Source organism: Ectopseudomonas alcaliphila, from assembly GCF_900101755.1.
GTDB classification, from domain to species: domain Bacteria; phylum Pseudomonadota; class Gammaproteobacteria; order Pseudomonadales; family Pseudomonadaceae; genus Aquipseudomonas; species Aquipseudomonas alcaliphila.
This window is the reverse complement of record NZ_FNAE01000001.1, coordinates 1,040,523-1,055,025: the sequence shown is the minus strand read 5'-3', so window position 1 is coordinate 1,055,025 and position 14,503 is coordinate 1,040,523. Positions and strand designations below refer to the sequence as shown.

Sequence of the window (14,503 nt, the reverse complement as noted above, 5' to 3'; positions counted from 1 at the left end):
TCCGGGCTACGAAATCCTGACCTGCAGGTTTACAATCGGTCGATTCCCGTCTGGAGCTTTCCCGTGCTGACCCACCTCGATTCCCAAGGCCGCGCGCACATGGTCGACGTCACCGACAAGGCGACCACCTTCCGCGAAGCCACCGCCGAAGCGCGCGTGCGCATGCTGCCTGCCACCTTGCAGATGATCGTCGCCGGCGAGCATCCCAAGGGCGACGTGTTCGCCGTGGCGCGCATTGCCGGCATCCAGGCGGCGAAGAAAACCAGCGATCTGATCCCTCTTTGCCACCCGCTGATGCTCACCGGCGTCAAGGTCGAACTGAGTGCCGAAGGCGATGACTGCGTGCATATCACCGCCCGCTGCAAACTGTCTGGGCAAACCGGTGTCGAGATGGAAGCATTGACTGCCGCCAGCGTCGCCGCGCTGACCCTCTATGACATGTGCAAGGCCGTGGATCGCGGCATGGTCATCGAGCAGGTGCGCCTGCTGGAGAAGCTCGGCGGCAAGAGCGGTCACTACAAGCTGGAGGAACAAGCATGATCCGTGTGCAGTACTTCGCCCGCTACCGTGAAGCCCTGGGCCGTGACGACGAACAACTCAGCGGCGACTTCGCCACCCTCGACGACCTGCGCCTGCACCTGGTGGCCCGTGGCGGCGAATGGGAAGTGCTGGGCGAGCAGAACCTGATGTGCGCGCGCAATCAGGAACTGTGCAGCCTCGACGAGCCGCTGGCCGAGGGCGATGAAGTCGCCTTCTTCCCCACCGTTACCGGCGGCTGAGAGCGGCGCTATACCCTGGCCGGACGGAACTCGTAGGGTGGGCTTCAGCCCACCGCTCCATCTCCGTGCCCCAGGATGGGCCGGGCGGCGTTCCGTTTCAGCCCACCAAACCGCCTCTGAAAGCGCCCCATCAAACGAGACACCCCGCATGACTATCCGCGTTCAAGCCCAACCCTTCGACCCCGGCACCGAGCTCAACGCCCTGCACGCCGCCAACCTTGGCATCGGCGCGGTGGTCACCTTCGTGGGCTACGTGCGCGACTTCAATGAGGGTCGCGAAGTCGGCGGCATGTTCCTCGAGCACTTCCCCGGCATGACCGAAAAGGCCCTGGCCAAGATTGCCGACGAGGCGCGTGAGCGCTGGCCACTGTTGGGCATCGAGATCATCCACCGCATCGGCCGCCTCGAGCCGGGCGAGCCCATTGTCTTCGTCGGCACCAGTAGCGCCCATCGCCAGGCCGCGTTCGACGCCTGCAACTTCATCATGGATTACCTGAAGACCCGCGCGCCGTTCTGGAAGAAGGAAGACACCAGCGAAGGCCCGCGCTGGGTCGAAGGCCGCTGCAGCGACCAGAGCGCCGCCGAGCGCTGGCAGAAACCGTAGAGGCCTACATTGCCCGATGCGCATGGCGCACCCTACGGCTGCCGCGCAGCCTTTCGAATCATCTTGCGATGATCCCCCGTAGGGTGCGCCGCGCGCACCGGCTGTTCGCAACGCCGTGCCCGAATAAATCGCGACACCATCAATATTGCTTGGTGCGCATGGCGCACCCTACGGTGGCCTGAGTCCTACGCCAGCGCCAGATGCACCCGCAATGCAATCGGCACCAGCATCAGCAATACGCCCAAGCCCAGCACGCGCACGCCCCACTCGTGTTCACGAAAGTTGAAGCCGACTCCCAGCAGCAGAAATCCACCAATCAGCAGCATCAGCATCAGGTGATAGTGGTCCATGGCTCTTCTCCGCTTCGCAGTCCTGATTACAGCTTAGTCCCTCCGTCTGGCTTGGGGCTGACCTGTAGCAATGAATGGCTGACTCGATTGGCGACAAAGTGCGTCTCGATTGGTCGCTGCCTGGCGTCATGACCTGCTCCATACTCTGCGCAGTCATCGTCAAGGATCGTCCATGCGCCTGTTCCCCTCACTCCTGCTCGCCGGCCTGCTGAGTGCAACGCCGCTGGTCGCTGCCGAGCGCAATTTCACCATCCTGCACAGCAACGACTGGCAGTCGCGCCTGCTCGGTTTCGGCCCCAACAATGAATACAGCCCGGCAACGGTGAACGATGACGACACCGTCGGCGGCGTCGCCCGCCTGGCCACATTATTGAATGAGCGTCGCGCGGCAGCCGGTGAAGAGCCTCTGCTGTTGCTCGACGGTGGCGACTTCACCATGGGTACGCTGTTTCACACCATTGCCCGCGAGATGGGCAGCGAACTGCGTCTGATGACCGAACTGGGCTATGACGCTGCGGTGATCGGCAACCACGAATTCGACTTCCGCCCAGCCGGGCTCGCCGCGATGATCAGCGCCGCGCACAGGGCCAAGGGCGACGCGCTGGTGCCGCTGCTCTCCAGCAACATGCGTTTCGATGACGCGAGCAAGGCCGACGACAGCCTGCAGGCGCACGTCGAGGCCGGGCGCATCCTGCCGTACAAATTGATGGATCGCGGCGGCATTCGCTTTGGCCTGTTCGGCCTGCTCGGCAACAACGCCGTGGCCGTCAGCCCGATGATCAAGCCGGTGACCTTCGCCGACCCGGTCGCCACCGCCAAGGAAACCGTGGCCAAGCTGCGCGAGGAGGGCGCCGAGGTGGTCATCCTGCTCTCGCACATGGGCGTCACCCAGCAGGCCGATGGCAGCTGGCGCGGCGAAGAGGTTGAGCTGGTCGAGCAGGTGCCGGGCATCGATATCGTCGTCGGCGGCCACTCGCATGTGGCGCTGCCGCAACCCGTGCTAGTGGGGGGGCGTACCCCGGTGGTGCAGGCCGGTTCCGAGATCCAGTACCTCGGCGAACTGCGCATGAGCCTTGGCGACGACGGCGTACCGCGCTTGCGTGATTACCGCTTGCATGCGGTCAATGACAGCATCGTCGGCGACGCGACCATCACCGCCAAGGTCGAAGACTTCAAGCAGGTGGTCAGCGAGCGCATGCTGGCACCCAAGGGCTATCGCTTCGACCAGCCGCTGGCCAAGGTTGACCAGAGCCTGGGCCGTGACTTTACCGATCAGACCCTGGCCAACCTGGTCACCGACGCCCTGCGTCATGCCGTCGATGCCGACCTGGCCTTCACCGGCAACGGCACCATCCGCGATGACCTGCTCAAGGGGCGTAATGGCGTGCAGGATGTCTCCGACCTGTTTCGCATCGCGCCGCTGGGCATCGGCCAGTTCGACGACGAGCCGGGCTACCCGATGATCAAGGCGTACATCAGCGCCCGCGAAATCAAGTCGTTGCTGGAAGTGCTGCTGCTCGCCTACCAGTTGCGCGACAGCGATAGCTACTACCCGCGGGTTTCCGGCGTGCGCTTCACCTACAACCCCTGGCGCGTGCCGTTCGATCGCGTCAGCCGCATCGAAATCGGCGATCCGCATGGCGGTTACCGTGACCTGGACCTGAACGACACGCGCCTCTACAGCATCGGTGCCACCAGCTACGTCGGCAGTTTCACCTGGCTGGTGCCGGACCTGACCAAGGGCCTGCTCGACGTCATACCCAAGGACGCCGAGGGCCGCCCGTTGCCGCGTATCGAAGATGCCATCGTCGATCAGCAGCCGGATAAGGAAGGCGTGCAGGAACTCAAGGAATGGCAGGTGTTGCTCGACCATATCCGCAGCCTGCCGGATCTTGACGGCGACGGCCTGGCTGACATTCCCACCAGCGGCTCGGCTGCCGAAGCGCGGATGATCCGCGCGCCCAGCCTGCACCCGGCCGAGCTGTTCCGCCTGGCCGGGCCGATGCAGTGGGGCGCCAGCGCGGTGATCCTGGCCGGCGTACTGCTGATTCTCTGGCTGCTGAGCCGCCCGCTGCGCCGCCGCAGTCAGCGTTAACCTACGTAGGGTGCGCCGCGCGCACCGAATACGCCGAGATACTGCAACGCTCGCCGCTGAAGCGCCTCCCGCGGTTTGGCTCCGGCCGATTCGTGGGAGGGGCTTTCGGCTCGGGCATCCTGCTTCGCTCTACCTCCTGCATCCATGCAGTCGTAGCCATGATGGTGTCACTGCAGAGTTGGTGCGCACGGCGCACCCTAGGGTCCGCCACCTTGCCAAGCATTGCGTGCCTCCGTATGGTGCAAAGCCGACTGATTCGGAAGCTACGCAATGATCGCTCAGCTCTGCCCGCTCGGTGACCGCGCACAGCCGGCCAACCCCCACTCAGATAAATGTCGCGCCCTTGGTGTGGCATCCGCCTTATGAACGCACTCAATCATTCGCGCCCGCTGGCGCTGTTCGGCCTGTTGCTGGCCAACCTCTGCTGGTCCGGCAATGCCCTGGTGGCGCGCGCCTTCGCTGGCGAGATCGCCCCGTTCACCCTGTCGTTCTGGCGCTGGTGCCTGGCCCTGGCGCTGCTGCTGCCCTTCGTCACCATGCCGCTGTGGCGTCATCGCGTAGCGGTGCGCACCGCCGGCTGGCGCCTGCTGGTGCTCGGTGGCCTGGGCATCGCCGGCTACAACTCGCTGCTCTACAGCGCGGCACAGACCACGGCGGCAATCAATATCTCGCTGGTCAACACCTGCTTGCCGCTGGTGACCTTTATCGGTGCCGGACTGCTGCTCAACGAATGGCCGGCACGCCGCGCCTGGTGGGGCATGCTGGTGGCCGTAGCGGGTCTGGCGGTGCTGATCAGCCAGGGGCAATGGAGCCGCCTGGCCAGCCTGTCGTTCAACCAGGGCGATCTGATCATGCTGCTGGCCGTGGTCGATTGGGCACTGTATTCGCTGCTGCTGCGGCGCTGGTCTGCTTACCTGCAGCCGATCCCGCCGCTGGCATTGCTGGGCGTGTTCATCCTGCTTGGCGTACCGCTGATTCTGCCGTTCTATCTATACGAACTGAGCCAGGGCGCGCATCTAGCAATCAACGCTGCCAACCTCTCGGCCATCGCCTACACGGCGGTGTTCGCCTCGTTGGTGGCCTACCTGGCCTGGAACCATGGCATCCGCGTGATCGGCGCGGCCAAGGCGGCGCTGACCAACTACGTCATGCCGGTATTCACCGCGTTGCTGGGCTGGGTGCTGTTGAACGAGAGCCTGCAGCTCTATCACTGGCTGGGCGCCGCGATGATCTTCGGCGGCCTGCTGCTGGCCACGCGGCCAGGCAAAACACTGTAGGAGCGGCGGGGCTACACAAACGCAGCAGGCACCGCATCACCCTGTAGGAGCCGCGCCTCGCGGCGAATCGCATGACCACCGCAAAAGCTTCGCCCCGGGGCGGGGCTCCTACGAAATGCTGTAACGCTGGTAAGCCGCGCAGGGTGGATGGCGCTTCACCGATCCACCTTTCAAAGCCGGCGGATGAAAAAATCGTCATCCGCCCTACGGCGATCCCCTCACTCCGGCTTCAACATCACGAAGGCTTCACCGCCTACGCGATCATGCATCAGGATGAACGACTGCCCGGCGATCATCATCTTCACCGGCACCTTGCGCGGCACTGTGGTGCCGGCGTTGATCGCCGCTGCGCTGAGCAACTGGCGAGTCAGGCTGTCATCCTCCTGCGCCTCGCTGGTCACCACGCATTCGTGACTGACTTTCACCTGAATGCTCAGGCTTTTGTCCGCATTGAAACCGACGGTGGCAAAGCCCATATCGGTCATCTCGGTGACGCCATGCTGCCGCGCCACGCGATGCGCCTCGGCAAAGCTTGGCGCTGTCTGCAGGCAAATATCGCGAAAGGCCTGCACCACCGGCGAAGTGACCGGCACCGGCGGCTGGGAGCCCAGGTTGGCGCAAGCGCCGAGAAGGCCAAAGCTGACAAGCAAGGCGAACTTTCTCATCGCATCATTCCTTAATGAATAGGTGTTCAGGGTTGCTGGCAAAGATCATGCCCCAGCAACTGTGAGGCCAGCCCTTTGGCCAGATAGGTCTCCACCACGCGGCCATCGCCGCACTCGGTCTTGTGGCCGATGGCGAAACCGATGGAAAGCAACACGAATAGCGCCAGGCCGATATTCTGGATGGGCGTCATGACAGGGCTCGCTGGGTAAACAATGGGGCAGAATGAAGATACGGGCAGGGGATGGCAAGTGCGCCAGCGCTCAACCCTGGCGTTGTCGGCTTGGCGAGCCAATACTGGCTATCACGCAAACCAGGCAAGGGACTGTGCAATGAAGAAACTGATCATCATCCTGCTGCTGGGCGCCGCCTTCTGGCAGTTCTACCTGAGCCAGCCCGGCAGCCCGGTGATCAGCAACATCGCCAGCGATGGCTCGGTGATGGACAACCCGGTGGTCACCCAGCCCGCTTCGTCCACCTTCTCGCTGGACAGCCTGCGTCCCTCATCCTCGATCAGCCAACCCGCAACCCAGGTCGCCAGCAAGCAGTATCGTTGCGATGGCCGCACCCACTGCTCGCAGATGACCTCCTGCGCCGAAGCCACTTTCTTTCTGCGCAACTGCCCAGGCACCAAGATGGACGGCGACGACGATGGCGTGCCCTGTGAAGGGCAATGGTGCGGGCGCTAGCAGGCCGTTGAAAAACGTAGGCGAGGTAGGCAAGACAATACCGATGGCGGCCCCGCAAAAACGACCGAAAAAGCGGAGTTTACGTGCTGTAAATGAGCATTTGATTCGCTTCGCTCACCCTTTCGGGGCCGCGCTAAAGCGCGTTCAGCTTTTGGCTGTGAGGGCGTTTTTAACGCAGTATTGCCAACGTAGGTAGTTTTTCAACAGCCTGTCAGGGCAGGGAGATCGACAGGCTGCTCAGCGCGACCTGGGCGACAAGCATCCAGACAACCGCACTGATGATGCCCAGCATGCTGTAGCCGACGACGATGCCGATCGCGATCTGTTTCCACAGCCCGGCATGGCGGTTGGGTTCGTTTCGGTAGTGCGTCGGCCCGTCACGCTCCGCCCGCAGATCGTCGAAGTCGTCTCTCGCTCTCAAGGTGTTCTCCTGGTTCATGGGGCAGCGCGCGGCGGCGCTGCAGCCTGCTGGAGGCGGATTTTCCGGCATCGCCTGACAGCCCCGCAAGCACCGTTCGGACTGCTACATACGCGCAACGTCTGGCTATCGGCTTGCCTGGCTGCCAGTGATTAGTTGAACCGGGTATCGTTCATCAATCTGGAGCAGTCCTATCATGCGCGGAGAGTGGCTTCGTCCACCATGACGCTTGATCGTAAAACAGGAATTTACATGGATATCGTGCTGCCTCACTTCCCCTATCACAAGGACCCTCTGGTTACTGGCGCTATAAAGGCCAGCGATACGGTTTGCCGTTGCTGCGGGCTGGCGCGGGGTTATATCTACGCGGCCTCGGTCTATTCCAGGGAGGAGCTGAGAGACCGGCTTTGCCCTTGGTGCATTGCCGATGGCAGTGCAGCCAAGCGTTTCGAGGCCTCCTTCATCGAACATCACGCATTGGCCGAATCGGGAGTGGCCGACTCCGTCATCGAAGAAATCGACCTTCGCACACCAGGCTACTTTTCCTGGCAGGGCGCGACTTGGCTGGCGCACTGCAATGATGCTTGCGAGTTTCACGGCGATGCCAGCGTGGAGGACGTGCGCCAGGCGAGCGCTGCGACCAAGCAGCAATGGATGCAGGATTACGAGCAGGCAGAGAAAGATTGGGAGTGGGCAACCAGAGGCTACCAACCGGGTGGCGACTCAGCGTTTTACAAGTTCGTCTGCAAGCACTGCCAATTGGTCACGTTTGCCTGGGATCTCAGCTAACGGTGGCGGTTTTGTCGTCCAGGCAGCAGCCTGGGGCCTGCCCAGGCGCCACAGCCTAACCGCTTGATAAAACGTAAATTTATCGATGATCTGGGGTTGACAGCGGTAGGCGAGACGCGGACAATGCGCGCCGTTGGCTACATAGCTCAGTTGGTTAGAGCGCAGCATTCATAATGCTGATGTCCCAGGTTCAAGTCCCGGTGTAGCCACCATAAATTTCAAGGGGTTAGCGCAAGCTAGCCCCTTTTTATTTGCCCAAGCAAAAGGCGCCAGAGCGGCGCCTTTTTCGCTTAGCTGCCGACCGCTCCTACACATGAGGTGTAGCGCTTGGCGATGGCGATCACCTCGGACTTGCTGGCAAAGCTCTGAGGGGACTGGCCAAAGATGCGGTTCTCGCACATTTCCCGATAGTTCTCGTAACGCGCCATGCAGTTGGCCGGTGTCGAGCCGCCTGTAACCTGATAGCTGGGATCACTGCATATGAAGGCTGCAAGGTTGTTGGCGCCGACCTTCACCTCGTCGAGGCTTACGCTTGTGGCTTCGGCCTTCTTCAGCAAAGCCTGGTAGCTATCGACCGTGATGGCGGTAACGGAGAAGTGCTCGTTGTAGACGTAATAGCCACCGGCGGCGATGGCGATCAGTAGTAGCAGTGTTTTCACGTGGTTCATCCCTGATGGCGAAAGGCCGGCAGATTAATTGCTCGCACTGAGGCTGTCCATCGCGTTCTGGGTGCGAGCGTCAGGGCAGGAACAATCCGCCTCTATTGTTTTTTTCAGGCGTCCCTAGACCGAAGTTTGTTCAATACCGCTTCGCGTGAAGGTAATGGGCGTTCCGCATCGGCAGGCGTGACCTGAAAACCCGCCAAGCGCAGGCTGGCGATGTAGTTGGAACGACGCACCTTGGCAAAGTAGGCCTTTTTGATCTGCAAAGATGGGTGCGACATGACGGCTACCTCTATCGACGGTGACAATCGTTCCAGCGATCAGGCGAACGCCCGTTAGGCAACCTGCTTCAGGTCTACGTGTGTCGGATTGGTCAGCTTAGGAAAAGGGGACGAATTAATTTTCTGCTGCCTGTCACGGATAGATGCTCTGGAAATTCGCGACGGTAAATCCATTCAGTCGCTTGTTTCCTACCAGTATGACCGGCACGCCATTGCCGCCAATTGCGTCATAGGCTCTGCGGGCGTTCTGGTTTTTCTCGATATCGTATTCGACGAAGCTGATACCGCTGCGCCGGAAATACTGGCGGGCTTGCTTGCAGTAGCCGCACCAGGCTGCGGAGTACATGATGACGCGCTGCGATGTCGCGCTCTGGGCTGGCGTGAAAGATTCGTAGCTGACGCTTTCGTAGGAGTTGATCTTCAGCGAGAGCTGCTCGGCTTGGTCCTTGTCCTTCGGCTTGTCACCAAAATGAACGCGGCCACTCTCATCCGTCCACTTGTAGATTTCTGCAAAGCAGATCAGCGGCAGGATGGCGATCAGGGCAAGGATGAGTCGGATCACGCGGGCAGCTTCCATGCAGGGGAGGGCGTGCTGGTAGTCCCAGGAGCGCCATGTCTCAGGCCAAGTGGGCAGGACCCAACACATGCAATGGATACTAGCCAATGACCCTCATGTACGGAAGCCCCGTTTTTACAGGCATCCGGCCGGGTTTCTTACAAGCGGCTGGCGGCGCTGCCATAGACTTTGCTGCGTTCTCGCTTGCCTACGGCGATCACGGTAACTACCAAGCGGCTGTCGATCACTTCATAGACCAAGCGATAACCGATGGAGCGCAGCTTGATCTTGTAGCAGTTGGGCATATCCCGGAGTTTGTCGGCCTCGATCCGAGGATTCTCAAGGCGCTCCTTGAGCTTCTTGGCGAACTGCAACTGTATGGTTTTGCCCAGCTTGCCCCACTCCTTGAGTGCTTGGGCGTTGAACTCCAGGGCGTATTTAGTCGGCTCCGCCGGCTTGCGCGATGAGGTCATCGATATCTACTCGTACAGTAGGTTCACCAGCCCGAGCGCGTACGATTTCAGCCAGTTGTAGATCGTCAATCAGCTCCAGCATGGCTTGATAGCGTGCGGGGGGCACAGCATAGAATGCAGGCTCGTTTCGATTGAGGATCACGACGGTTTCACCGCCGCCTTCGCGGATGGTACCCATAGGATCTTTTTTGAGTTCTGTAACTGACGCGGCAACGTCAGCCAAAACCGCATAAGTCATCGCCATATCCACCTGTTCTCTGCTATCTGCAATTCATCGTGCCTGAGCTCTATCTCTAAGGGCCGAACCTTCAAGCTTCACTGAGCTGATCTTGGTTCTGTCGCTATAGGCCGAGCTATCTCTAATCAGGTCTTTTCTTCATAAGGTCATTTGTGCGAACACGGGGTAAGCGTTCGTAGACTAGCACCCATAAAGACACCTTTAAAGGTGTTTTTAGGTGTCTTTATGCGGGGTGTCGTCCACACAAGGGGGGATTGGTTGGTCAGTCGAAAAGGCTTTATTTCCCTTTCAATCTCATCGCCGCACTCAGCGTACGCCTTGGCCAGAGAGTGCACGCTCTGCAGATTCATCCAGAGCTGGGCCGAGGTCCCGAAGTAGCGGCCAAGCCGTATGGCCATGACAGCAGTGATGTTCCGTGCTCCCGCACTATGTCTCTGATGGTCGAGGCTGACACATTCAGCGCACGAGCAAGTGCGGGGACCGTCATCCCGAGCTCCTTCAGGAATGCTTCACGCAACAGTTCGCCGGGGTGGATAGCGCAAGGGGGATTGAGCGAACAATGCTGCCTTGCGCAAGTTACCTGCGCGCCGTGCGGGGTAGTGCTCGAGAGCGCATCCCGCAAGATCTGCCGCACTTCCTCAGCCATCGAGCGCCCATTACGGGTTGCCTGACCGCGCAAGCGTTGCTTGAGATCGTTGTCCATGCGAATGGTCAGGCTAGCCATCAACGCCACCAGCGATTGAGCAGAGCACGCAACGAGCACTCGCCGGTTGCCGGCGGTGGGGCGAAGCGCGGCATGTCACGCAGGGCGATCCACAGGTCACCTTGCCATTCCAGCAAGCTGATGCGCTGGCGATCCCAGGCCATCAGTGTGCGTCTGGGTTCCTGTGCGCGATGCTCCCAGGCGTCGCGCAGAGCGGGCAGGGCTTCGTGAGTGAGCCAGCGGCGCAGGCTGCGATTCTCGGGATGGCTGAAACGGCACAGGGCGCGATAAAGCGCGGATTCGCTGAGCACCTGCACAGGCTCCGCATCGCCTTGGTGAGTGTGGAAGATCACCGTACGCACCTGGTCGTCATCCATCAGCCGGCAGATTCGCTCCGGGTGGCGGTGCCCCATCAACAGGCCGAACTCCTTGGCGCAGACCCAGGGCTGGCGGTCGATCATCACGCCACGCAGCGGGCGGTTGTGGCGCATCAGCAACAAGGGGACATAGCTTTCTTCCATAAAGGCCTCCGTGGATTCACGCTGGCGTCTGGTCATCTCTGATCCGTGCTGTGCCCAGGAGTTGGACCAGCATGGATTTCGTGCAGAACTGCGCTCGGAAGCGCGGCACATCAGACCGTTCCGTAACAAAGTCCCTATAATCGGGAAGCACCTGAATGGCTGTGGGAAGTGCCAAGCGCTCGGGTGGAATAATACCACTGTCTGTCGATTGTGGAATATTTCAACAGGCTATTGTTAAGACCGTTATGGAATCAACCCACGATAGAGTTCGGCTCTTCTTATCTAAGATCGGTCACCGAGAGGTCAGTGAAGCCACTGGCATCAAGGAGGAGCGCTGCAAGACGATCAGGTACGACAAGAGAGCGAACCTGAGGACCAGCGAACTGGACTTGATGGCAGAGCGCTACCCTGAATATTCTCTGTGGCTCAGAACGGGCCGGATCGATCCCGCCAATGGCGAGATCAGCCCTGACAGCGAATAGACCAGCCGGGATCTCACCAATCCAAACGCCGGGTAGTGATTACGCAGGATATCGCTAAGCGGTGGGACGCCCGCAAGCAGCTCAAGGACGGCAAGCAATGATCACACTCGAAGCTCTCGAAAGGCGTAACAACCTAGGCTTTTCAATCGTGGCAGGCAGCGCTCTAAGCGGCTTGCTCTATATCGGATTTAGCTTTTACGGAAGCCTCTACACGGGCTTCTACTGCCTCACGTGTTTCGCATCCATTATCTGGCTAAGCCTCTCGTCAAAACGCTGGAATCCGCTTCTAGGGCTAAGGCAGCTCTATATATTCGATTGGGTGTTGGTAGCGCTTATAGCTTGGTTTATGACCAATAGCGTGATGCTGCCTGGTCACAAGATGCTGGTTGCCGCGTGGATGACGGTATGTATGGCCGCCGCTGTGGTATCGGCCCGTAGAAAGCGGGTGAGGGCGTAAGGCAGAGGTAGACATTAGTGGTGCTTGCTTACTGGCGATTTGATGGCAGAGAATGGCCATAAGGGGCCTAGCTATAGCGAGGCCAATCCAAGCGCGGGATAGCGATCACCCAGGAAGTAGCTAGGCGCAGGTAAGCCCGAAGGAATGGAGGAGACCAATGAAAAGGATGCTGTTGGCATTAGCCCTAGCCGCAAGCCCCACCCTCGCAGAAGAATCCAAGCCCGTTGCCACCCAAGTCGGTGAAGCAATGCGGCCAGCAGCCGAAGCTTATGGCAAGACCATGAACCGGCTGGTCAATGAATACATGGCTGGGGCCAGCAAAGGCCCCCTTGGCGATGCAGCCAGAGCCAACCTCAAAGCCCAAGATCAACGAGAACGCGAAGCCAATCGCGGGGTTCGTCGCACCATGAAGGAATGCATCAAGCCTGGAAACGTCATTGATGATGACGTGAAAGAGTGTATTGAGGGGCTTCGGGCTAAAGAGTGGTGAGCCTACGTATTACAAGTAGGCGATGGCGCAATTAGGCTTGGCGCAAGACCACAAAAGAAAAGAATCCAAAGGCGAATTGCGAGCAGCGGAAGAGAAATGACAAAAAATACACTCCCTTCTCTTGGGGATACGATAGGCGATCTAGTGAAATCTCTGGTGCCCGATATAATTGGTGCTGGTGATAAAGAGTATAAAAAGTATCAGGTTAAACTAGAGTCTTGTTTCAAGAGGCATATAACGCGAACGCATAGCAAATATTCAAAAATAAAAACCCTCCTGTATCGCGACAAACCTGTAAGTCTGCAAGATCACTATGTGGCTGGTGACTTTTTTATTGCCGGGGAGAGCCATAATGGGGATGATTTGCTCCCTGATCTTCTAGCAAATAAGCGTAATGTAATAGTAGGTACTGCGGGGTCTGGAAAATCTGTTTTATTAAGAAAGTTAGCGATTGAGGCAATAAGTCAGCCTAGGGGAGTAATTCCCGTGCTTGTTGAGCTGAGGCTGCTTAGAACTAGGGATGGAGATCTAAGAATTGGTGAGTATTTATTCAATACGATTTCTGATCAAGATGAAGGTTTTTCCAAAGACCAGCTTCATACGGCCTTAAAGCTTGGTAAAATTCTACTCCTGCTGGATGGGTTCGACGAAATAGACTTCCAAATTAGGGAGGCATATGAAGAAGAAGTATTGGAGCTTTCTAATAAATACCCGCAGACGCCCATAGTGCTATCAAGTCGCCCGGATAGTATATTCAATTCTTGGGAGGAGTTTTATATATATAGAGCGCTTCCTCTTAATCAGGCTCAATCAATTGAGCTTATATCAAAGATTGACTACGATGCCGTTGTAAAGGAGCGCTTCATCAAAGAACTTTCGGAGGGTCTGTATGATAAGCATTCTGACTTCCTCTCTAATCCGCTGCTCTTAACTATGATGCTGTTAACATATGAGCAACTAGCGGAGATCCCCGAAAAAATACACATTTTTTACGAGCAAGCGTTCGATACACTATTTCACAAGCATGATGCGTTAAAATATTTATACAAAAGGAAATCGTATAGCAATCTTCCTGTAGACGATTTCAAGAAGGTTTTTTCAGCGTTTTGCCTTACCACGTACTATGATAGAAGAATGAGCTTCACCCAAAGTGAAGTACTAGACTACATCCAACAGGCGGCTGATTTAGAGGATGTCAGTGCGTCGGCAAATAATATCTTCAATGATCTAGTGAAGTCAGTTTGTATATTGCAAAAGGATGGCAACTACTTCACATTCTCACATAGATCATTTCAAGAGTATTTTGCAGCAGTTTTTATTTCAAGATCCAATTCCATTGACACAGGAAAGGCACTCGACGTAATCGTAAGAACCTCCCAGTCAGATAACGTTATTCCGCTTGCTTGGGAGTTAAACAGAGAACGTATTGAAACGAAGTGGATCCATCCAAGGCTCAGGGTGATTATAAGAAAATGCGAGAAGCTTATGGATGAGGATAAGTCAATAGAATTCCTTTCGCAATTCTTTGAGTCTTTTGCAATTCCGGAAAAGGGTCATGTCGGATATGGGTTGTCTGAAAGGAAGTCAAAAGGTTATTTCTTGATATATCTCTACCGGCTATACAGAGATGAATCTAACAAGGTTTTTGGATGGAGGGCGGAAGGGGCTCAAAAGGCTGAGTTAGAGCAGTGGCATAGCTCTCTGCTTGAAGAGCTAAAGAAAGCGCATCCAGTCGAGCCAGAGGATGATGAATTAGATATGAGGGTTCCACTTGCAAAGGTAGTGCGAACACCCGCGATCTTAAAGTTGGCTCATTTGGACTGCGAAAAGCACTTGCGGTTTTTTAAAATGATAGAAGAGCAAATATACAAAAAATACAATAGGCGTGAAAAGGCGTTGGCAAAATTAATACTAAGAGGTCATCCCTAGTCAGTGACTACATCAGTTTTCTTCTCTGGAAAGCTATGGAGCAGTGA

Annotated in this window: 21 protein-coding genes and 1 tRNA gene; 11 read left to right on the top strand and 11 right to left on the bottom strand. The window is 57.7% G+C overall.

Annotated elements, in window-relative coordinates; genetic code table 11:
- Positions 1 to 63 precede the first annotated feature (63 nt).
- The 3 genes from moaC to moaE all read left to right on the top strand — a co-directional run bounded on the left by moaC (position 64) and on the right by moaE (position 1,383).
- The gene (gene moaC / locus BLR77_RS05120) at positions 64 to 540 is read left to right on the top strand and encodes a cyclic pyranopterin monophosphate synthase MoaC (protein ID WP_074675771.1); all 477 of its coding nucleotides are present in this window, start codon (positions 64 to 66) and stop codon (positions 538 to 540) included.
- Complete coding sequence (locus BLR77_RS05115) at positions 537 to 779, top strand: MoaD/ThiS family protein (RefSeq protein ID WP_003459467.1); 243 nt, start codon at positions 537 to 539, stop codon at positions 777 to 779. Before moaC ends, BLR77_RS05115 begins: the two co-directional genes overlap by 4 nt.
- Positions 780 to 927: 148 nt before the next feature.
- Positions 928 to 1,383, top strand: coding sequence for a molybdopterin synthase catalytic subunit MoaE (gene moaE, locus BLR77_RS05110; RefSeq protein ID WP_074675770.1), 456 nt, complete (start codon positions 928 to 930; stop codon positions 1,381 to 1,383).
- A 185-nt stretch (positions 1,384 to 1,568) separates the two neighbouring features.
- Here moaE and BLR77_RS25575 read toward each other — a convergent pair whose 3' ends face one another.
- Positions 1,569 to 1,733, bottom strand: coding sequence for a hypothetical protein (locus BLR77_RS25575; protein WP_003459472.1), 165 nt, complete (start codon positions 1,731 to 1,733; stop codon positions 1,569 to 1,571).
- Positions 1,734 to 1,905: 172 nt separating this feature from the next.
- Here BLR77_RS25575 and BLR77_RS05105 point away from each other — a divergent pair, with 172 nt between their 5' ends.
- Both BLR77_RS05105 and BLR77_RS05095 read left to right on the top strand, forming a co-directional pair.
- A complete protein-coding gene (locus BLR77_RS05105; RefSeq protein ID WP_074675769.1) occupies positions 1,906 to 3,828 on the top strand; it encodes a bifunctional metallophosphatase/5'-nucleotidase in 1,923 nt (640 codons plus the stop codon).
- A gap of 362 nt (positions 3,829 to 4,190) precedes the next feature.
- Positions 4,191 to 5,105, top strand: a complete 915-nt coding sequence (locus BLR77_RS05095; RefSeq protein WP_074675767.1) for a DMT family transporter — start codon at positions 4,191 to 4,193, stop codon at positions 5,103 to 5,105.
- Positions 5,106 to 5,323: 218 nt separating this feature from the next.
- On the opposite strand, the gene BLR77_RS05090 is transcribed toward BLR77_RS05095, so the two are convergent.
- Both BLR77_RS05090 and BLR77_RS25570 read right to left on the bottom strand, forming a co-directional pair.
- Positions 5,324 to 5,770: a hypothetical protein gene (locus BLR77_RS05090; RefSeq protein WP_074675766.1), complete on the bottom strand. Its 447-nt coding sequence runs from the start codon at positions 5,768 to 5,770 to the stop codon at positions 5,324 to 5,326.
- Between the two features lie 26 nt (positions 5,771 to 5,796).
- Complete coding sequence (locus BLR77_RS25570; RefSeq protein ID WP_017678161.1) at positions 5,797 to 5,961, bottom strand: hypothetical protein; 165 nt, start codon at positions 5,959 to 5,961, stop codon at positions 5,797 to 5,799.
- A gap of 139 nt (positions 5,962 to 6,100) precedes the next feature.
- Here BLR77_RS25570 and BLR77_RS05085 point away from each other — a divergent pair, with 139 nt between their 5' ends.
- Entirely contained in the window at positions 6,101 to 6,457 is a 357-nt protein-coding gene (locus tag BLR77_RS05085; protein ID WP_074675765.1) for an excalibur calcium-binding domain-containing protein, read from the top strand.
- Between the two features lie 211 nt (positions 6,458 to 6,668).
- Here the strand turns inward: BLR77_RS05085 and BLR77_RS05080 are convergent, their stop codons facing one another.
- Positions 6,669 to 6,896 (bottom strand): hypothetical protein, encoded by a 228-nt coding sequence (locus BLR77_RS05080; protein WP_074675764.1) that lies wholly within the window; start codon positions 6,894 to 6,896, stop codon positions 6,669 to 6,671.
- Between the two features lie 231 nt (positions 6,897 to 7,127).
- On the opposite strand from BLR77_RS05080, the gene BLR77_RS05075 reads away from it, so the two are divergent.
- On the top strand, positions 7,128 to 7,664 hold the full coding sequence (locus BLR77_RS05075; protein WP_074675763.1) for a CbrC family protein: 537 nt from the start codon (positions 7,128 to 7,130) through the stop codon (positions 7,662 to 7,664).
- A gap of 135 nt (positions 7,665 to 7,799) precedes the next feature.
- Positions 7,800 to 7,876 (top strand) — tRNA-Met (locus BLR77_RS05070).
- A gap of 78 nt (positions 7,877 to 7,954) precedes the next feature.
- Here BLR77_RS05070 and BLR77_RS05065 read toward each other — a convergent pair.
- The 7 genes from BLR77_RS05065 to BLR77_RS05035 form a co-directional block, all read right to left on the bottom strand.
- Positions 7,955 to 8,323 (bottom strand): hypothetical protein, encoded by a 369-nt coding sequence (locus BLR77_RS05065; RefSeq protein WP_084331635.1) that lies wholly within the window; start codon positions 8,321 to 8,323, stop codon positions 7,955 to 7,957.
- A gap of 113 nt (positions 8,324 to 8,436) precedes the next feature.
- Complete coding sequence (locus BLR77_RS25005) at positions 8,437 to 8,607, bottom strand: YhfG family protein (RefSeq protein WP_090337012.1); 171 nt, start codon at positions 8,605 to 8,607, stop codon at positions 8,437 to 8,439.
- 133 nt (positions 8,608 to 8,740) lie between these two features.
- Positions 8,741 to 9,169: a glutaredoxin family protein gene (locus tag BLR77_RS05060; RefSeq protein WP_083366043.1), complete on the bottom strand. Its 429-nt coding sequence runs from the start codon at positions 9,167 to 9,169 to the stop codon at positions 8,741 to 8,743.
- Positions 9,170 to 9,321: 152 nt separating this feature from the next.
- Complete coding sequence (locus BLR77_RS05055; protein WP_064494115.1) at positions 9,322 to 9,636, bottom strand: type II toxin-antitoxin system RelE family toxin; 315 nt, start codon at positions 9,634 to 9,636, stop codon at positions 9,322 to 9,324.
- Positions 9,602 to 9,874: a type II toxin-antitoxin system Phd/YefM family antitoxin gene (locus BLR77_RS05050; RefSeq protein WP_169886850.1), complete on the bottom strand. Its 273-nt coding sequence runs from the start codon at positions 9,872 to 9,874 to the stop codon at positions 9,602 to 9,604. Before BLR77_RS05050 ends, BLR77_RS05055 begins: the two co-directional genes overlap by 35 nt.
- A 346-nt stretch (positions 9,875 to 10,220) precedes the next feature.
- A complete protein-coding gene (locus BLR77_RS25670; protein WP_074675759.1) occupies positions 10,221 to 10,598 on the bottom strand; it encodes a helix-turn-helix transcriptional regulator in 378 nt (125 codons plus the stop codon).
- On the bottom strand, positions 10,598 to 11,098 hold the full coding sequence (locus BLR77_RS05035) for a BRO-N domain-containing protein (protein WP_074675758.1): 501 nt from the start codon (positions 11,096 to 11,098) through the stop codon (positions 10,598 to 10,600). The genes BLR77_RS25670 and BLR77_RS05035 overlap by 1 nt, the downstream gene beginning before the upstream one ends.
- 579 nt (positions 11,099 to 11,677) lie before the next feature.
- On the opposite strand from BLR77_RS05035, the gene BLR77_RS05025 reads away from it, so the two are divergent.
- The 3 genes from BLR77_RS05025 to BLR77_RS05015 all read left to right on the top strand — a co-directional run bounded on the left by BLR77_RS05025 (position 11,678) and on the right by BLR77_RS05015 (position 14,456).
- Complete coding sequence (locus tag BLR77_RS05025) at positions 11,678 to 12,037, top strand: hypothetical protein (protein WP_074675756.1); 360 nt, start codon at positions 11,678 to 11,680, stop codon at positions 12,035 to 12,037.
- A 157-nt stretch (positions 12,038 to 12,194) separates the two neighbouring features.
- Positions 12,195 to 12,527, top strand: a complete 333-nt coding sequence (locus BLR77_RS05020; protein WP_074675755.1) for a hypothetical protein — start codon at positions 12,195 to 12,197, stop codon at positions 12,525 to 12,527.
- A gap of 96 nt (positions 12,528 to 12,623) precedes the next feature.
- On the top strand, positions 12,624 to 14,456 hold the full coding sequence (locus tag BLR77_RS05015; RefSeq protein WP_083366023.1) for an NACHT domain-containing protein: 1,833 nt from the start codon (positions 12,624 to 12,626) through the stop codon (positions 14,454 to 14,456).
- Positions 14,457 to 14,503: the final 47 nt, after the last annotated feature.

Bases quoted from the DNA above. Each gene is read 5' to 3' on its own strand.
- BLR77_RS05050 (WP_169886850.1), bottom strand. From the start codon at position 9,874: ATGACTTATGCGGTTTTGGCTGACGTTGCCGCGTCAGTTACAGAACTC.
- BLR77_RS25575 (WP_003459472.1), bottom strand. From the start codon at position 1,733: ATGGACCACTATCACCTGATGCTGATGCTGCTGATTGGTGGATTTCTG.
- BLR77_RS05035 (WP_074675758.1), bottom strand. From the start codon at position 11,098: ATGGAAGAAAGCTATGTCCCCTTGTTGCTGATGCGCCACAACCGCCCG.
- BLR77_RS05090 (WP_074675766.1), bottom strand. From the start codon at position 5,770: ATGAGAAAGTTCGCCTTGCTTGTCAGCTTTGGCCTTCTCGGCGCTTGC.
- BLR77_RS25570 (WP_017678161.1), bottom strand. From the start codon at position 5,961: ATGACGCCCATCCAGAATATCGGCCTGGCGCTATTCGTGTTGCTTTCC.
- BLR77_RS05055 (WP_064494115.1), bottom strand. From the start codon at position 9,636: ATGACCTCATCGCGCAAGCCGGCGGAGCCGACTAAATACGCCCTGGAG.
- moaE (WP_074675770.1), top strand. From the start codon at position 928: ATGACTATCCGCGTTCAAGCCCAACCCTTCGACCCCGGCACCGAGCTC.
- BLR77_RS05085 (WP_074675765.1), top strand. From the start codon at position 6,101: ATGAAGAAACTGATCATCATCCTGCTGCTGGGCGCCGCCTTCTGGCAG.
- BLR77_RS05025 (WP_074675756.1), top strand. From the start codon at position 11,678: ATGATCACACTCGAAGCTCTCGAAAGGCGTAACAACCTAGGCTTTTCA.
- BLR77_RS25670 (WP_074675759.1), bottom strand. From the start codon at position 10,598: ATGGCTAGCCTGACCATTCGCATGGACAACGATCTCAAGCAACGCTTG.
- BLR77_RS05015 (WP_083366023.1), top strand. From the start codon at position 12,624: ATGACAAAAAATACACTCCCTTCTCTTGGGGATACGATAGGCGATCTA.
- BLR77_RS05020 (WP_074675755.1), top strand. From the start codon at position 12,195: ATGAAAAGGATGCTGTTGGCATTAGCCCTAGCCGCAAGCCCCACCCTC.
- BLR77_RS05075 (WP_074675763.1), top strand. From the start codon at position 7,128: ATGGATATCGTGCTGCCTCACTTCCCCTATCACAAGGACCCTCTGGTT.
- BLR77_RS05105 (WP_074675769.1), top strand. From the start codon at position 1,906: ATGCGCCTGTTCCCCTCACTCCTGCTCGCCGGCCTGCTGAGTGCAACG.
- BLR77_RS25005 (WP_090337012.1), bottom strand. From the start codon at position 8,607: ATGTCGCACCCATCTTTGCAGATCAAAAAGGCCTACTTTGCCAAGGTG.
- BLR77_RS05095 (WP_074675767.1), top strand. From the start codon at position 4,191: ATGAACGCACTCAATCATTCGCGCCCGCTGGCGCTGTTCGGCCTGTTG.
- BLR77_RS05115 (WP_003459467.1), top strand. From the start codon at position 537: ATGATCCGTGTGCAGTACTTCGCCCGCTACCGTGAAGCCCTGGGCCGT.
- BLR77_RS05080 (WP_074675764.1), bottom strand. From the start codon at position 6,896: ATGAACCAGGAGAACACCTTGAGAGCGAGAGACGACTTCGACGATCTG.